Genomic DNA, 13,520 nt, shown 5'->3' on the forward strand with positions numbered 1-13,520 from the left:
CAATGCCGGCAGGCATGCCCGGTGCAAGTGGCGGCAACAAGAACAAGGAGGGCGAAAGCGCGCTCATGGCCACGGCGGCTCACGAATTGACAGCGTTCGAAGAAGCAAGGGCCCTGGCTCGCCGTCGTCGATTGCGCCTGTGGTTTCCGATTGGCGTTGTGGTGGTCATGCTGGTTGCGCTGGTCGGGATCGCCATATTCGACTACAGGACCATGCGCGCCGACACCCTGGCATTGTCCAAGGGCGTGATCGTCAATCTGCAAAGCCGGATCGAGACCGAAGTCGTCGCCTATATCGAGCCCATCGGCGACACCATCCGCCTGTCGCGCGATCTCTTGTCTGACAAGACCCTGTCCGATGTCCGCCGCGACCTCGTCGAGCCCTTGGGCATCGGCGTGTTGAACAACATGCCGCAGCTCACGAGCCTGATCATCGGCGTGCCGAACGGCGAGTTCTTCATGGTGCGTCGCTATCAGGACGACAAGCAGCAACAGCGTGGGCTCGAGGTCAAGACCATCAGCAAAGCCAGCGAGGCCGATGGCAAGCCCGTCGTGCGCCTGGTAAGGCGTGATGCTGCCGGCAAAGTGATTTCAGATCAGGTTGTCGAGTGGGACGGGTACGATCCCCGTCAGCGTCCGTGGTATCAGGGGGTAAGCCATGAGGAAGCCGACCGCCTGTTCTGGACCGACGTCTATCCGTTCTTCACCGACCGCGCCGCCGGCATTACGGGTTCGCTGCCGTTTATCAACGAGGCGGGCGAACTGGCGGCCGTGATAGGTGCCGACGTCAAGCTCGAAAGCCTGAGTCGTTTCTTGAGCGACCTCAAAATCGGCACCACAGGCTTTGCGTTCATTGTCGACAAAACCGATCGCGTTATCGCCCACCCCAGTGCCGAATTGGTCAAGGAGACGGAGGCCGGTGAGGTGCGTTTGACGCGCGTCGCCGATCTTGCCGATCCGATTGCACGACGCGCCTACGACCGTTTCCGGGTAGAAGGCCACGGCCGGCGCGATTTTGAATTGAACGATCGCCGCTACATCAGTTCGGTATCTTCACTGAAGCACCTGATCGACCGGGACTGGTCGGTGATCGTGGTGGTGCCGGAGGATGACTTCATTGGGTTTGTCGTCGAGAACGTCGGCAAGACGCTGGCGATGGGTTTGTCGGTCATGCTGCTGGCGGCCTTCCTCGCCGCCTTGTTGATTCGCCAGGGATTGCGTACCGACCGCGAGGCCATCCGTATTCTCGAACGTGAAGCGCAGCTCGATGCGCAGAGTGAGGCATTCGGCAGCACCGCCGTGCAGTCGGCGATTTTCGACTCGGGCGACGAGAACTCGTTGGCGCCGGTCACCGAAGCGGTGGCGCGTTCGTCGCGAGTCCGGCGTGCCAGCGTGTGGCAGTTCGACAGCGCTCATGACGAACTGCGTTGTCTCGACTGTTTCGACCAAGAGGCAGAAGGACACACCCACGGCAATGCCTTGCGCCGCCCGGACCACCAGGCGTTGTTCGATGCAATCGAGCAGGGCGTGACATTGCGCGAGCTCGATACATCGAATGCGGCGGCAACGACCTCTGTGTACAGCCGCTACCTCGACCCGATGGGTTGCCGGGCCTTGTTGTCGGCACCGGTCAAGGTAAGGGGCGAGGTGATCGGTGCGCTGTGGCTGGAGGATACCGGCAGGCGTGAACGCTGGTCGGACCAGGTGGCGCAATTTGCGCTGGCAATGGCCAACCTGTTGGCCATTCGGCAGGCGACGAGCGGCGCGACCGTGTCGGACAGCCAGCGTGACATGGCATCACCCGTCGAGAAGCGGCAAGGCGGCGCGCTGCCGGCTGCGGCGAAAGCCAGGCGTGACGAGGCGGTCGACATCGAAACCAGCCTGGGGGCGCAGCGTGCGGCAGCCTTTACCGCGAGACTTGCCCAGCTCGCCGGCGAGCAGCGCGCGGCGAGCGCCGAGGTTATCGACGAGTTGGCGGTATTGTCACTGCACTTCACCGATGCCGTCGTGCTGGCCGAGCCGTTCGGCAAATCCAGCGACGAGTCTGTCGTCACCTACCTGATCCGCGAACTCGAGCGCGCCGCCGCCGATCACGACTTGGCCTATATGAAGTTTCTCTCCGATCAAGTGATGGCAGCGGCGGATCCCAACGATGATCCCAGGACCGGCGCGGCGAAGCTGGCCGATTTTGCGCTGCAGGTGCAGACGGTGTGCGAACGATTGTTCACCGAGCAGCAGTCACCGCTGGCGTTCTGTATCGGTCTTGATCTCGGTCCGGTGATCGGGAGCGTCGTAGGTCGCGAGCAGCGCGCGTTCAACCTGTGGGGGGAGGCCGCGCAGATGGCGACAGACATGGCGCTGACCGGGCTGCCCGGCAGCATTCAGGCAACCGAAACGGTCTACCGGGCCTTGTCGGACGACTATCTGTTCCAACTCCGCGGGCGCCACTATCTGGAAAATATCGGTGAATTTTCCACGTACCTGATGAGTGGCCGGCTGTGAAGCTGCGCGAGGCAAACACGGTTGCCGTGAACACTGGCGATACATTGCCGGCTTTGGGGCTACTTGCTCGATTGGGCGAGCGGGTACTACGCGTCATTCGCGCCGTCTTGATGTTCGTCGGCGATGCCTCGGTGGCGCTGGCCCGCGGTTTCGTACCGGGGCGCTGGCGGCGCACGATGCGCGAGGAGCTGTTCACCTATTTCTACCACGTCGGGGTGCGTGCCGTGCCTGCCGTGGTTGTCGCCGCGCTGTTGGTCGGCATCGGGCTGGTCCAGCAGATCCTGTATTGGCTCGACGTCGCCGGGCAACAGGGAAGCGTCGGTTCATTTCTCGTTCTGGTGCTGGTGCGTGAGATTTCGCCCGTGGTCACGGCGCTGATCGTCATCGGGCGCAGCGGATCGGTGCTGCTCGACGAAGTGGGACACATGAAAGTGAATGGGCAACTGCGCATGTTGCAGTCGGTCGGCCTCGACCCGGTCGATCTCATTGCGATACCGCGTTGCTTTGCCATGTCCCTGGCAGTCTGCGTGCTGACGATCATCTTTCTGTATGCAGCGCTGTGGTCGGGCTACCTGATGGCGTCGTTGACCGGCCTGACGTCGATCTCGCTGCTGAGCTTCGTCGATAGCGTATTGAGCGGCATGACCATCGGCGATCACCTGTTGTTGGTAATCAAGCCGTTGGTTACCGGCTACGTCATTGCGTATATCGCCGTCTGGTTCGGTATGCGCGTGGAGGCCAATGCGCTGGCGGTGCGTCGCATGTTGCCGCGTGGTTTCGTTTATTCCCTGATCGCGACGTTCTTGATCGGGGCAACGGTTTCGGCGGTGTTGTAGATGCTTGCACCAATGACTCATCACAACACGGTGCCGCGCCTGCAGGCACATGGCGTCAGGGTGGCCGCATCCGGCACCTGGCCGGCACTGTCGTTCGATCTGAATGTTGCGCCGGGCGAACTGCATCTGCTGCGTTCGCTCGACGTCGAGCGTTCGACGGCGCTCGTGGACATTCTGCTCGGGCTTGAACAACCGCAAGCCGGCGATGTGCGCTTTGACGGACAGGCCTGGCGTGAAATGTCTGAAAGTGACGCGTTTCGCGTGCGCGGCCAGGTTGGTCGGGTGATGAACCGCGGTAACTGGTTACGCTCGCGCACGGTCATGGACAATCTCTTGCTGCCATTGCGGCACCACACAGTGCTGCCGGACGATCTGCTGCGTGAAATGGCGTGTGACCTGGCGCGCCATTTCGGTCTGCCCGGCCTGCCGATGTTGCCGCCAGACGATTGTCCCGCCAGCGATCTCGAACGCGCGGCGTGCGTCAAAGCTTTTCTGGGACGACCGCAGCTGGTGTTTCTCGAGCACCCCATGGAGTATGCCGACATCGGCCTGCTGCCGCCGTTGATGGCGGCGGTGCAACAGGTGCGCCGCCGTGGCGGGGCCGTGGTCTGGTTCACGCGCAATCGGGCCGTGCTTGAACAGCGCAGCATCCCCGCCGATCGTCGCTATCACATCGTCGGCGGGCATCTACTTGACCTGGAGCGAAGCGAGTGACCGATATCAAACGCTATCGTCGGGAGCGTACCTTCCTGGGCGCGACAGTGCTGATAGCGCTGGTGCTGTTCCTGTTCACCTTGATCAAGGCCGATGCGCTGCGCGAGTTGTTCGACCCCGGCGAACCGCTGCGCCTGGTGCTGCCTGATGAGGGGCTTTACGGCCTGACCGAAGGGGCGAAGATCGAGGTGCTGGGAACCGAGGCGGGCAAGATCCAACGCATCGTGATCGAGCCGGACCAGAAGATTCATGCGATGGCGCGCTTGAGCGCTTCGATGGTGCCATTCGTTCGGGGAGATTCTGAAGCCATCATCCGCAAGACCTTCGGTGTCGCTGGCGACAGTTATGTCGAGATTACCCGCGGCACCGGCGAGCCGATGGATTGGGAATACGCCGTATTGACGGCGAGGCCGGACCGGGCGCCGACCGACAGTATCGGCGAGATCATGGAAGACGTGCGTAGCAGGGTCATCCCAATTCTGGAGCAGACCGAGCGCACCATGACGGCGTTGGCCGATCTGACGGAGCGACTTGCCGATCCAGAAGGCGATCTACAGGGGGTGCTGGCCGACATCAACGCAGTCACCGGACGCATCGAGCGCGGTGAGGGCACCTTGGGCAGCCTGTTGAGCGACGAGGGCACCGCCAAAGAACTCGAGGCACTGTTGCTCAGCGCCAACAAGGCGGTCGACCAACTCGGTCCGATCCTCGAGGAGCTACAGAAAACCGCGCAACAGGTCACGTCCTTGTCGCGTTCGATCAATGCGCAGAGCAAGGATCTGCCGGAGATCAGTGCCAGCGTGAAGTCGGTCATGGCATCGCTCGATGTCGTTATGGCCGACCTGAAAAAGACCTCGCCGGAGCTACCTAAGATCACGCGTGACATCAGCGCGTCCACGGCGAACATCCCGGTACTGCTTGGTATGACCCAGCAGACCTTGTCGGAACTGGAAGGCTTGCTGCGTCAACTGCGCAACAGCTGGCTGATCGGTGGAAGTGGCGCGCCGCCTCCGGAGGGTGGTCGCTTGCCTCCGAGCGAGGTGCGGCCATGAATGTTGTCCGCATGGTGATCGGCGCCGCGGTGTGCGCAACCTTACTGGCCGCATGCGGCGGCTCTGCCGAGAAACCCGAGACACCGCCGACCGAGCAACAGTCGCTCGACCGTTCTGCGCGCCTGGCCTTTGCGCAGGGTAGGTACGATCAGGCCGCAAGCCTGTACGAAGCGGCGTTGCTCGCCGCATTGAAGGAAGACGCACCGCAGGCAATCGTCGATGCCCGCTTCAACCTCGCACTTTGTCAAACCTACCAGGGGCAATACGCCGAGGCGCTCGATCAACTCGAACAGGCTGAGGCGGAAAGGCTGCGTCGCGGTGTTGTCGGTGAAGGCAGTATCGAGCTGCTGCGTGGCACGATCCATTACCGAAGCGGTCAACTCGATAAGGCGCGCTTGGTGCTACAGACGCTGTTGGTCGGTGACAACGGTAGCGCCGCGACGGCGACAAAGGCGCACTTCGTGCTCGGATTGATCGCCGCGGATCAGGGCGATATCAAGGACTTGAGCACGCATCTCAACGCCATCGGCGCGGACGCCGTGCAGGCGTCGGCGACCGACCGGTTGGAACTTACGGCATTGCTCAGCGCCTTGCAGGGCGAGGCCGATCAGGCCCTGGCCCAGCTCGAACAGGTTGCGCGTTTGCGTCGGGACGAGCGCGATTACAGGGGGATGGTGCGCGTGCTGGCGAAAGCCGGCGACGTGGCCGAGCATGCGCAACGTATTCAGTCGGCGGGGCGTTATCTGCTACGAGCCGGGCGCAGCGCCGCGCAACGCCGCGAGCCGGAAACACGTGGCTGGCTGGAGCGTGCTGAACAGCTGGCTTCGCGGGCGGGCGATACTGAAACGGCGCGTGAGGCCCGCGAACTGTTGAATGGCTTGGAAGACAAGGCGGCGACGAGCCGCTGAACAGGCCGATCGGTCGAGCTACCGGCGGCCCGCATCCGATGTTTTCATCCGATGTTGAATATCTGCGATCAATTCATCGGTCGCGACTGCGTACCATTCGGGCACTATCGTGAATTGGCTGCGTTCTCCAAGAAGCACACGCACCGGTTCGCTGGTGATCATAATCCGTGGCTTACTCGAGTCGGTAGCCAGTTCGACGGCCGTGATCTTCGAATAGGGTATCTGTGCCGTTGGCGATCCCAAGGGCTCGCGAATCTTCAACGTGTCTGGCCCCAGGTCCAACCCGGGCAAGAGCCAGACTTTTGCGACCTGGAATACAAAGCCTGACACCACCATAGCGATAACTGCACCAGTGACAAACGTGGTGGCGTTCAGATCGAAGAAGCTGAATACGAACCCCAGCAGTCCGGCAAAGCCTGCCATCAGAATGAGGTCGATCAGCCTTGCCGGCCAGGTGAATGCAATTTTCTTGTTATTCATGCCGTCGACCCGTTGTCGAAGTTGTAGGGGTGGCCGGTAAGCTTGGATCGATCGGCAGCCTAACCAATGCCGGACTGCCTCGCTAGTGTGAAATCAAGGTGCGTGCAATGCCGACCAATTGGCGGCGCTGCTTGTCGTCCATGTCCGAATAGATCGTCATCAGTTCGCGCAGTTCGTCGGGAAACGAGGCGCACAGGCCATCCGACTCGATATGTTGTTCGTCCAGCCACGTTCGCGGTTTGTCGCCGGCTTTCTCTATCTTGCGCGCCAGGCGATCGCCGATATGCTTGAAGGGGTTATCGATGTGCTCGATGACCGTCGACGGTTTGAGATGCAGATCGGCGATGAAGGCCGCGGTGGCGTCCTGCGAGGTGTCGGCGGCCATCTGGTACAGATAGACGAGATTTTGATGACGCACTGCCTGCAGGTCGCGTTCGCCGGATCGAATCGGCCCGAGGCCAAACATGATCCAGCAAACAGAGGTGCCGGTGAGCTTGGCGATTGTTGTGACATCGTTGGGGTGGGGCATGGAGTAACCTGCCTCGTACCACGACAGCCTGTTCTCCGGCCATTTCGGCAACTTGCGTTTGAACTCCTTCGCCGATTTGAAGCCGGCCATCTTGCGTGCCTGCGCGATACGTTTGCCGATCTTTATGGCAAGAGGATCTTTGGTGCGCGAAGGGGATGAATGAATTTTTGTCATATGCAAAAAAAGTTCTTGCAAAGTAAGTTTTGCCAATTATACTTTGCGCCATTCCAGCGGGGTATGCCCGCGATAACTTTTTTTACTGGAGTTGAACGTGCGTTTTCTGAACGAGCCAAGAACACAAGCCGAACGCGATGTGCGGTCAGTACTGACCGTCGCGGGCAGTCTGTGCTCGTTTGCGGTCCGGGGTGTCGACGGGTTTGTTGGCACGCTTGGCGACAAGCAACTGAAGATTGGTATGAATTGACGCACTGCGATTGAAGGATCGGAGGCGTCGAGATGGATTGACGCCTTCCGGAAAGAACCCCGGTAGGTGATGAACCCCGGGGTTTTTTTGTGCCCGGTGGTTGGGAATTGAACAACAGGTCGCTGGTGTAACGGTTAGCACATCGGCCGGTCAGGAAAGCGTTGGTGATTCTGGGCAGATTGAGAAGTGTTCGAAACAGACTGAATCAAGGCGCGAATCGCGCGTAATAGCGAGCTATTGCGAAGATTCGTAACGCTTAGTCGGTTTGTTTCGAGCGCTTGGCAACTGACCACGAATTGCCAACGCTTTCCTCAAGCCGAAAGGTACAGGTTCGAATCCTGTGCGACCTACCAGACTGCGCTCATGGCCAAATGGATGAAGGCACCCGGTTGCGAACTGGGAGATTCCGGGTTCGAGTCCTGGTGAGCGCGCCAAGTCGCGCAGTCTGCAGAGGCGGACTGCTTGTTCAACGTGAGAAAGGAGGTGTGCCATGCCACGCATCAAATGGGACGACGAACGTTGGGAAGACCGGGCCAATAGCTTTCGAAAAGATGTCGAAGCGGAGTAAGGGTTATCCGTCGGAAACAAACGTGAAGCGCGGAGAACGCATCGTAAACAAAGACAAGGAACTGCTGGAAAAATTGGGTCGGAACGATCCGTGCCCGTGCGGCTCGGGCCGTAGGTTTCAAGCAGTGCTGCCTCGAAAGGAAGTCCTTTCGACAGCAGTGATCGCAAGGATTACGTAAGAGATTGAAGGGCGGGTCGTATTGGCGCTGCTGTCCTTCAAATGAACTCCCTCGAAGCGGTTCGACTCCGCTCGGGGGAACAAGGTCCTCATCAGGACGTTGCGTGACCGTGGTTGGGCTTCAGAACGCCCGCCGGCGCCGCCTGCACTGCAGTCCGGTGTACCGCACGCAATGGTCGATGGAGACTCCACTGGATATAGCTCAGTTGGGTAGAGCAATCGCCTTACACGCGATCAGTCAGAGGTTCGAATCCTCTTATCTAGACCTGGAAAGGGCGAGAGCCCCGCGGTTCGATTCCGCTTACACCCGAGGCAAGGCCCCGGTGAGTTCCGCGATCGTGTATCGCGGATGTCGTCTCACAGCATGCTGGATGCCTGCGTGACGCCGAGCCGGTAACGGCCAGTGCGCTTCCCATCGCGATGGATGGTCAGACCAGGGACGGTCAGCCAGACAAAACGACCGGAAGCGCACCCGCTGCTATCGATCGATGTCACCCGCACCGTGCATGTGGGGCCGAGCCTTTTCGAAGCGCATCTTCGGGTGCGCTTCGCAAAGGCGAACGGAAGTTCACGAGGAATGCACTAACGATAACAAGGAGAAGAAAATGATGATGTTCAAGCATTTTGTGGTCGCTCAGCACGAACGCGCCTTGCTGTACCGTGACCGTCAGTTGGTCGCCGTGCTTGCACCGGGCGTACACCGCTACTTCGACCCGACCGGTCGGATTTCGGCAACTGTGTTCGACCTGTCGCAGACCGAATTCGCGGATGCCAACGCGGACCTGTTGATGAAGACCTCGGGCGACTTGCTCGACGGTTACCTGATGCAGGTCTTGATGGGTGATCACGAGGTCGGCCTGGTGTACCGCGACGACACCTTCGTTACGGCATTGGCGCCGGGCGAGCGCAAGGTGTTCTGGAAGTTGCCGCACCAGTTGCGTGTTGAACGCGTTGCGGTCGACACCGAGCTGCAGGTGGCCAAGCAATTGGTCGATGCGATTGTGCGTACCAAAGGTGGCGTCGTGTCGCGTGCATTGATGCCGTTCGTCTACAGCGCCGAAGTGGCGGACAACCAGGTTGGCCTGTTGTTTGTCGACGGTGAGATGGCACAGGCATTGAAGCCGGGTTATTACGTGTACTGGGCGGTCAAACGCCGTGTGGTGGTTGAGCCGTACGATACCCGTATCCAGGCCATGGAAGTGCAGGGCCAGGAGATCCTGACCCGCGACAAGGTGTCGCTGCGGGTGAACCTCGGTGCACAGTACCGTGTGGCCGATGCGGTGAAGGCACGCGCTGATCTGCAACAGCCGATCGAATGGCTGTACCGTGAACTGCAGTTTGCGTTGCGCCAGGCGGTGGGTTCGCGCGATCTCGACAAACTGTTGGAAGACAAGGAACGTGTCGACCACGAAGTGTTCGAGAAGGTGGTGGCCACGGCTGCAGAGCACGGTTTCGATCTGCGTAGCGTGGGTATCCGCGACGTCATCCTGCCGGGTGACATGAAGGATATCCTGAACCAGGTCGTGCAGGCCGAAAAAGCCGCTCAGGCGAACGTCATCAAGCGACGTGAAGAAACGGCAGCGACCCGTTCGCTGTTGAACACGGCAAAGCTGATGGACGAGAACCCGACCTTGCTGCGCCTGAAAGAGTTGGAAACGCTCGAGAAGGTGACCGAGAAGGTCGATCGCCTGACCGTGTTTGGTGGTCTCGACGGCGTGTTGAAAGACACGGTCAAGATCAATGTTTAACGTTAACCCGCCCGGTCGTTGTGGTTCGCCACACGCCGGGCACAAACTCAATGGAAGACAACAGGACGAGGGAGAAGAACGATGCCTGTTAAACATACCCTGAACAAGGGCAAGGTGCCGGTACATATCTGGACCGAGGATGCCGAGTCGCAGGCGATGACGCAGTTGGCGAACATCGCGCAGCTGCCGTTCGTGCATCACCACGTGGCGGCGATGCCGGATGTGCATGCGGGTATCGGTGCAACCGTCGGTTCGGTGATCCCGACCAAAGGCGCGATCGTGCCGGCGGCCGTTGGTGTGGATATCGGCTGCGGCATGAACGCGCTGCGTACCTCGCTGAAGGCCGAAGACCTGCCGGAGAGCCTGCGTCGCGTGCGAAACGCGGTCGAGGCGGCAATCCCGGTCGGCTTTGATATGCATAAGAACGATCCGGTGAAGCGATCGACCATCACGCCGATGGCCAAAGGCCTGGACGTGATCATCGACAAGCATCCGGCGCTTGCGCGTATGCAGAAGAAGCGTCCGTACGATGTCTGGGTGCGTCAACTGGCGACACTCGGCGGCGGCAACCACTTTATCGAGCTGTGCCTGGACGAGGTGGGTGATGTCTGGATCATGTTGCACTCCGGTTCACGTGGAATCGGCAACATCATCGGGCGCTACTTCATCAACCTGGCGCGACACGATATGGGTGACCAGCTGGGCCGACTGCCCGACAAAGATCTGGCGTACTTCACCGAGGGTGCGAAGCACTTCGAGGACTATGTCGAGGCGGTGCATTGGGCGCAGGACTACGCGATGGTCAACCGTCGGGAAATGATGCGCTCGATCATCTCGGCACTGGAGAAGTATCTGCCGCCGTTCACGATCACCAAAGAGGCGATCAACTGCCACCATAACTATGTGGCACGTGAAACCCACTTCGGTGCCGACGTGTACGTAACGCGCAAAGGTGCGATCCGGGCCGGCGAAGGTGAGCTGGGCATCATCCCGGGCTCGATGGGCGCCAAGTCGTACATCGTGCGCGGTAAAGGCAATGCCGAGTCGTTCTGCTCGTGTTCGCACGGCGCGGGCCGACGCATGTCGCGTAGCAAGGCGAAGAAGCAGTTCAGCCAGACGGACCTGGAACACCAGACCGAGGGTGTTGAATGTCGCAAAGACAGCGGGGTGATCGACGAGATCCCCGGTGCCTATAAAGACATCGACGTGGTAATGGCGAACCAGACCGACCTGGTTGAAGTGGTACACACACTGAAACAGGTGCTGTGTGTGAAAGGCTGAGTGGGCCGGGGCTTCGGCCCACTCTTTTTACGAAACCAGTAATGGAAGCAAAAGCAATGGCGAACAAGACCAACAAGGCAAGAAACCTGTTGCACAACCACCCGATGATGAAGAAGGGTGGCGTGCATCAGAAATCGAACAAGGCACAACGTAAAAAGGAGAAAATGGCGCTGCGCAAGGCGTGGTTTTCTCCGAGTGCAGCCATGTCGGCTGTATTCGGAGAAGACCGTGCACGCATTGACATGGTTCATTGTTAATTGGGGTTAGTTCTGTTCAGGCGATCGTTGCTCAATCAGTTAGACTCGATATTGTTGCTGCTGATGGAGTCGTGGTACCGTTTCGCGCCAATGACTAGCAATGGAGATGCAGCATGCCATGGCAATACAGTCAGAGTACTGGAGTACTCACAAGGGATGGGCGCGTAGTCGGAACCGGCTATTCGGGAGCAGCTGGCGTTGGGCGAAACAATCCAGATGCCGAGCGACTGACTGACGTGGGTCCGATACCGCGAGGTCAGTATCGAATTGGGGCTCAATATTCGCATCAGTCGAAAGGGCCCGTTACTATGGCGTTAAATCCCGTCAATCACTCAGCGCATGGTCGAATGCATTTTCTCATTCACGGAGACAGTATCCGGAATCCCGGCAATGCTTCTCAAGGTTGTATTATTCTTCGGCGTGATATCCGAGAACGTATTGCCAACAGCGGTGATGCAGTTTTGGAGATTGTGAGATGACCCGTTTGTCTATAGCGATCGTGGTGCTGACACTGTTTTCTAGTCCAGCGGTCGCCGACCCGGATTGTACTAGCCCCGATGCTTGGCCGGCCGGTATGGCGTTCACGCATCTGAAGAACGCGGGGTTGGTGACCAACTACAACTTGGATTTCGATAAAACGACCGTAACCCGATTGGCATCGGAAAGAGTGGGTGACGACCTCTATCGCCAGATTCACAGAGTGTCGTTTGTGAGAAAGTCTGGAGCAAAACTCGAAGCAATTACCGTCAATGATGCGTCGAATGAAGAGTGTTCCATGTCGGGCGTCGACGTTTATGTCATCGAGAAGATGCTAGGCGACTTCAGCTCATAAAGTCTTATCGTCATGGGATCTAGGTCTTGAGCCGGATACCCGATGCCAGAGGTGAAGTCGCCAAGCGCGGCCTACAATGACTACGCCTTTGCGCAGAATATGTCAGACGCCCAAGGCGTCGATTCAGTCGATCTCATCGTAAATTCACCTAATTCTTGGCTCTAGCCGAGGACCTCCGTTTCGTCGAGGCGGCCGCGTGCGATCCGCCTTGCTGCACCGCCTTGCCGGTCCTCGCTTGCCCGGCAACCAAGGCGGGCACAGCTTTCTCTATGTGCGTAAGGAACTCGATCATCGTATCAGACAGAGTTTTACCTCGCTTCCAGATCCACTCATAGGCGAACACTGCAGGTTCATTGTTGGAAAGGAGCAAGGGACGCGCGCTCGTATTGTTGGCTGACAATTTGCTCGTCGGCAATATGCCTGCACCGATACCGATCGACGTCCATTCTTCAATGACCTTATAGGTGAGTGCTTGTCCTGGATAGGGTGAGAACTTACAACGCTCGCTGGCAAACATTCGCTCGACCGCGTCGTTCAACCCGCAGCCGCCACCAGTCAAGATGATCGGCGCTGTAGGCAATTCAGAGATAGGCAGTGGGCCGGCTTGTTGGTCACTCTCGTCTGCTGCCGGTAGATAGCGGAGCTCGTCTCTATAGAACGCCATAGAGTTTTCTTCGGCGGCGAGTTCGCGTGCAACAACAACTTGTATATCGATTTGCGTGGCATGTAGACGGGACGACAATTCGTCGACAAAACACTCTTTGAAATACACATGAACATCCGGATGCCGTTGTCTGAACGGTTGTATTGCCTGGTTCAAGCGTTGCATGTCGACCAGCGGCGAAAACCCGATGCGCAACATTTTGTGCGTCGGGTTCAGATACTGCTCCGCTGCTTCCAGCAAGTCGTCGCGGCTTTGTGCGACGCGCTGCATGTACGGCAGCAGGGTCTGGCCGAAGGGAGTGATTTCGACTTTGCGTGTCGTACGGGTGAACAACCGCCCGCCGAGTTCTTCTTCGAGCTGCGAGATCGCGTTCGACAGCGTGGGTTGGGTGGCGAAAGCGAGTTCCGCGGCACGACTGAACGACCCGGTTTGAGCGACCAGCAGGGCAAACTGCAGTTGTTTTAGGTTCATAATCAGATTTATTCGAAAATCATATAAATCAAATTCAGAAATAGAATTTCTAAATTATTCTAGCGGTACTTATGCTCT

At 58.9% G+C, this 13,520-nt stretch carries 15 protein-coding genes and 2 tRNA genes; 14 read left to right on the forward strand and 3 right to left on the reverse strand.

What is annotated here, in order from left to right; genetic code table 11:
* Positions 1 to 14: 14 nt before the first annotated feature.
* Genes B1781_RS08430 through B1781_RS08450 form a run of 5 tightly spaced genes read left to right on the forward strand, consistent with a single transcriptional unit; the run spans position 15 to position 6,011 of the window.
* Positions 15 to 2,501: a cache domain-containing protein gene (locus B1781_RS08430; RefSeq protein WP_164513309.1), complete on the forward strand. Its 2,487-nt coding sequence runs from the start codon at positions 15 to 17 to the stop codon at positions 2,499 to 2,501.
* Positions 2,498 to 3,337, forward strand: a complete 840-nt coding sequence (locus B1781_RS08435; RefSeq protein WP_078119241.1) for an MlaE family ABC transporter permease — start codon at positions 2,498 to 2,500, stop codon at positions 3,335 to 3,337. The genes B1781_RS08430 and B1781_RS08435 overlap by 4 nt, the downstream gene beginning before the upstream one ends.
* Positions 3,338 to 4,051: a P-loop NTPase family protein gene (locus B1781_RS08440; protein WP_164513310.1), complete on the forward strand. Its 714-nt coding sequence runs from the start codon at positions 3,338 to 3,340 to the stop codon at positions 4,049 to 4,051. It begins immediately after the preceding gene.
* Positions 4,048 to 5,103, forward strand: coding sequence for an MlaD family protein (locus tag B1781_RS08445; protein ID WP_078119243.1), 1,056 nt, complete (start codon positions 4,048 to 4,050; stop codon positions 5,101 to 5,103). The genes B1781_RS08440 and B1781_RS08445 overlap by 4 nt, the downstream gene beginning before the upstream one ends.
* Positions 5,100 to 6,011, forward strand: a complete 912-nt coding sequence (locus B1781_RS08450; RefSeq protein WP_078119244.1) for a tetratricopeptide repeat protein — start codon at positions 5,100 to 5,102, stop codon at positions 6,009 to 6,011. Before B1781_RS08445 ends, B1781_RS08450 begins: the two co-directional genes overlap by 4 nt.
* Before the next feature lie 18 nt (positions 6,012 to 6,029).
* Here the strand turns inward: B1781_RS08450 and B1781_RS08455 are convergent, their stop codons facing one another.
* Positions 6,030 to 6,491 carry a hypothetical protein gene (locus B1781_RS08455; RefSeq protein ID WP_078119245.1) on the reverse strand — a complete coding sequence of 154 codons (462 nt, stop codon included), beginning with the start codon at positions 6,489 to 6,491 and terminating at the stop codon, positions 6,030 to 6,032.
* 82 nt (positions 6,492 to 6,573) lie between these two features.
* Positions 6,574 to 7,194, reverse strand: a complete 621-nt coding sequence (locus tag B1781_RS08460) for a helix-turn-helix domain-containing protein (protein ID WP_078119246.1) — start codon at positions 7,192 to 7,194, stop codon at positions 6,574 to 6,576.
* 97 nt (positions 7,195 to 7,291) lie between these two features.
* Between B1781_RS08460 and B1781_RS23140 the strand changes: the two genes are divergently transcribed.
* The 9 genes from B1781_RS23140 (at position 7,292) to B1781_RS08500 (ending at position 12,307) form a co-directional block, all read left to right on the forward strand.
* Positions 7,292 to 7,444: a hypothetical protein gene (locus tag B1781_RS23140; protein ID WP_164513311.1), complete on the forward strand. Its 153-nt coding sequence runs from the start codon at positions 7,292 to 7,294 to the stop codon at positions 7,442 to 7,444.
* A 357-nt stretch (positions 7,445 to 7,801) separates the two neighbouring features.
* Positions 7,802 to 7,878 (forward strand) — tRNA-Arg (locus B1781_RS08465).
* Positions 7,879 to 7,995: 117 nt separating this feature from the next.
* Positions 7,996 to 8,190: an SEC-C metal-binding domain-containing protein gene (locus tag B1781_RS23595; RefSeq protein WP_078119247.1), complete on the forward strand. Its 195-nt coding sequence runs from the start codon at positions 7,996 to 7,998 to the stop codon at positions 8,188 to 8,190.
* Positions 8,191 to 8,380: 190 nt separating this feature from the next.
* A tRNA-Val gene (locus tag B1781_RS08475) sits at positions 8,381 to 8,454 on the forward strand.
* A gap of 340 nt (positions 8,455 to 8,794) precedes the next feature.
* Positions 8,795 to 9,937, forward strand: coding sequence for a slipin family protein (locus B1781_RS08480; RefSeq protein ID WP_334223922.1), 1,143 nt, complete (start codon positions 8,795 to 8,797; stop codon positions 9,935 to 9,937).
* 81 nt (positions 9,938 to 10,018) lie between these two features.
* Positions 10,019 to 11,218, forward strand: a complete 1,200-nt coding sequence (locus B1781_RS08485; RefSeq protein ID WP_078119248.1) for an RtcB family protein — start codon at positions 10,019 to 10,021, stop codon at positions 11,216 to 11,218.
* Positions 11,219 to 11,259: 41 nt separating this feature from the next.
* Positions 11,260 to 11,475 (forward strand): hypothetical protein, encoded by a 216-nt coding sequence (locus tag B1781_RS08490; RefSeq protein ID WP_078119249.1) that lies wholly within the window; start codon positions 11,260 to 11,262, stop codon positions 11,473 to 11,475.
* 113 nt (positions 11,476 to 11,588) lie between these two features.
* Positions 11,589 to 11,954, forward strand: coding sequence for a tlde1 domain-containing protein (locus tag B1781_RS23600; RefSeq protein WP_078119250.1), 366 nt, complete (start codon positions 11,589 to 11,591; stop codon positions 11,952 to 11,954).
* Complete coding sequence (locus B1781_RS08500; RefSeq protein ID WP_078119251.1) at positions 11,951 to 12,307, forward strand: hypothetical protein; 357 nt, start codon at positions 11,951 to 11,953, stop codon at positions 12,305 to 12,307. Before B1781_RS23600 ends, B1781_RS08500 begins: the two co-directional genes overlap by 4 nt.
* A 148-nt stretch (positions 12,308 to 12,455) precedes the next feature.
* Here B1781_RS08500 and B1781_RS08505 read toward each other — a convergent pair whose 3' ends face one another.
* Positions 12,456 to 13,442, reverse strand: a complete 987-nt coding sequence (locus B1781_RS08505) for a LysR family transcriptional regulator (RefSeq protein ID WP_078119252.1) — start codon at positions 13,440 to 13,442, stop codon at positions 12,456 to 12,458.
* Positions 13,443 to 13,520 lie beyond the last annotated feature (78 nt).

Source organism: Thiosocius teredinicola (genome assembly GCF_002009425.1).
Classification (GTDB): domain Bacteria; phylum Pseudomonadota; class Gammaproteobacteria; order Chromatiales; family Chromatiaceae; genus Thiosocius; species Thiosocius teredinicola.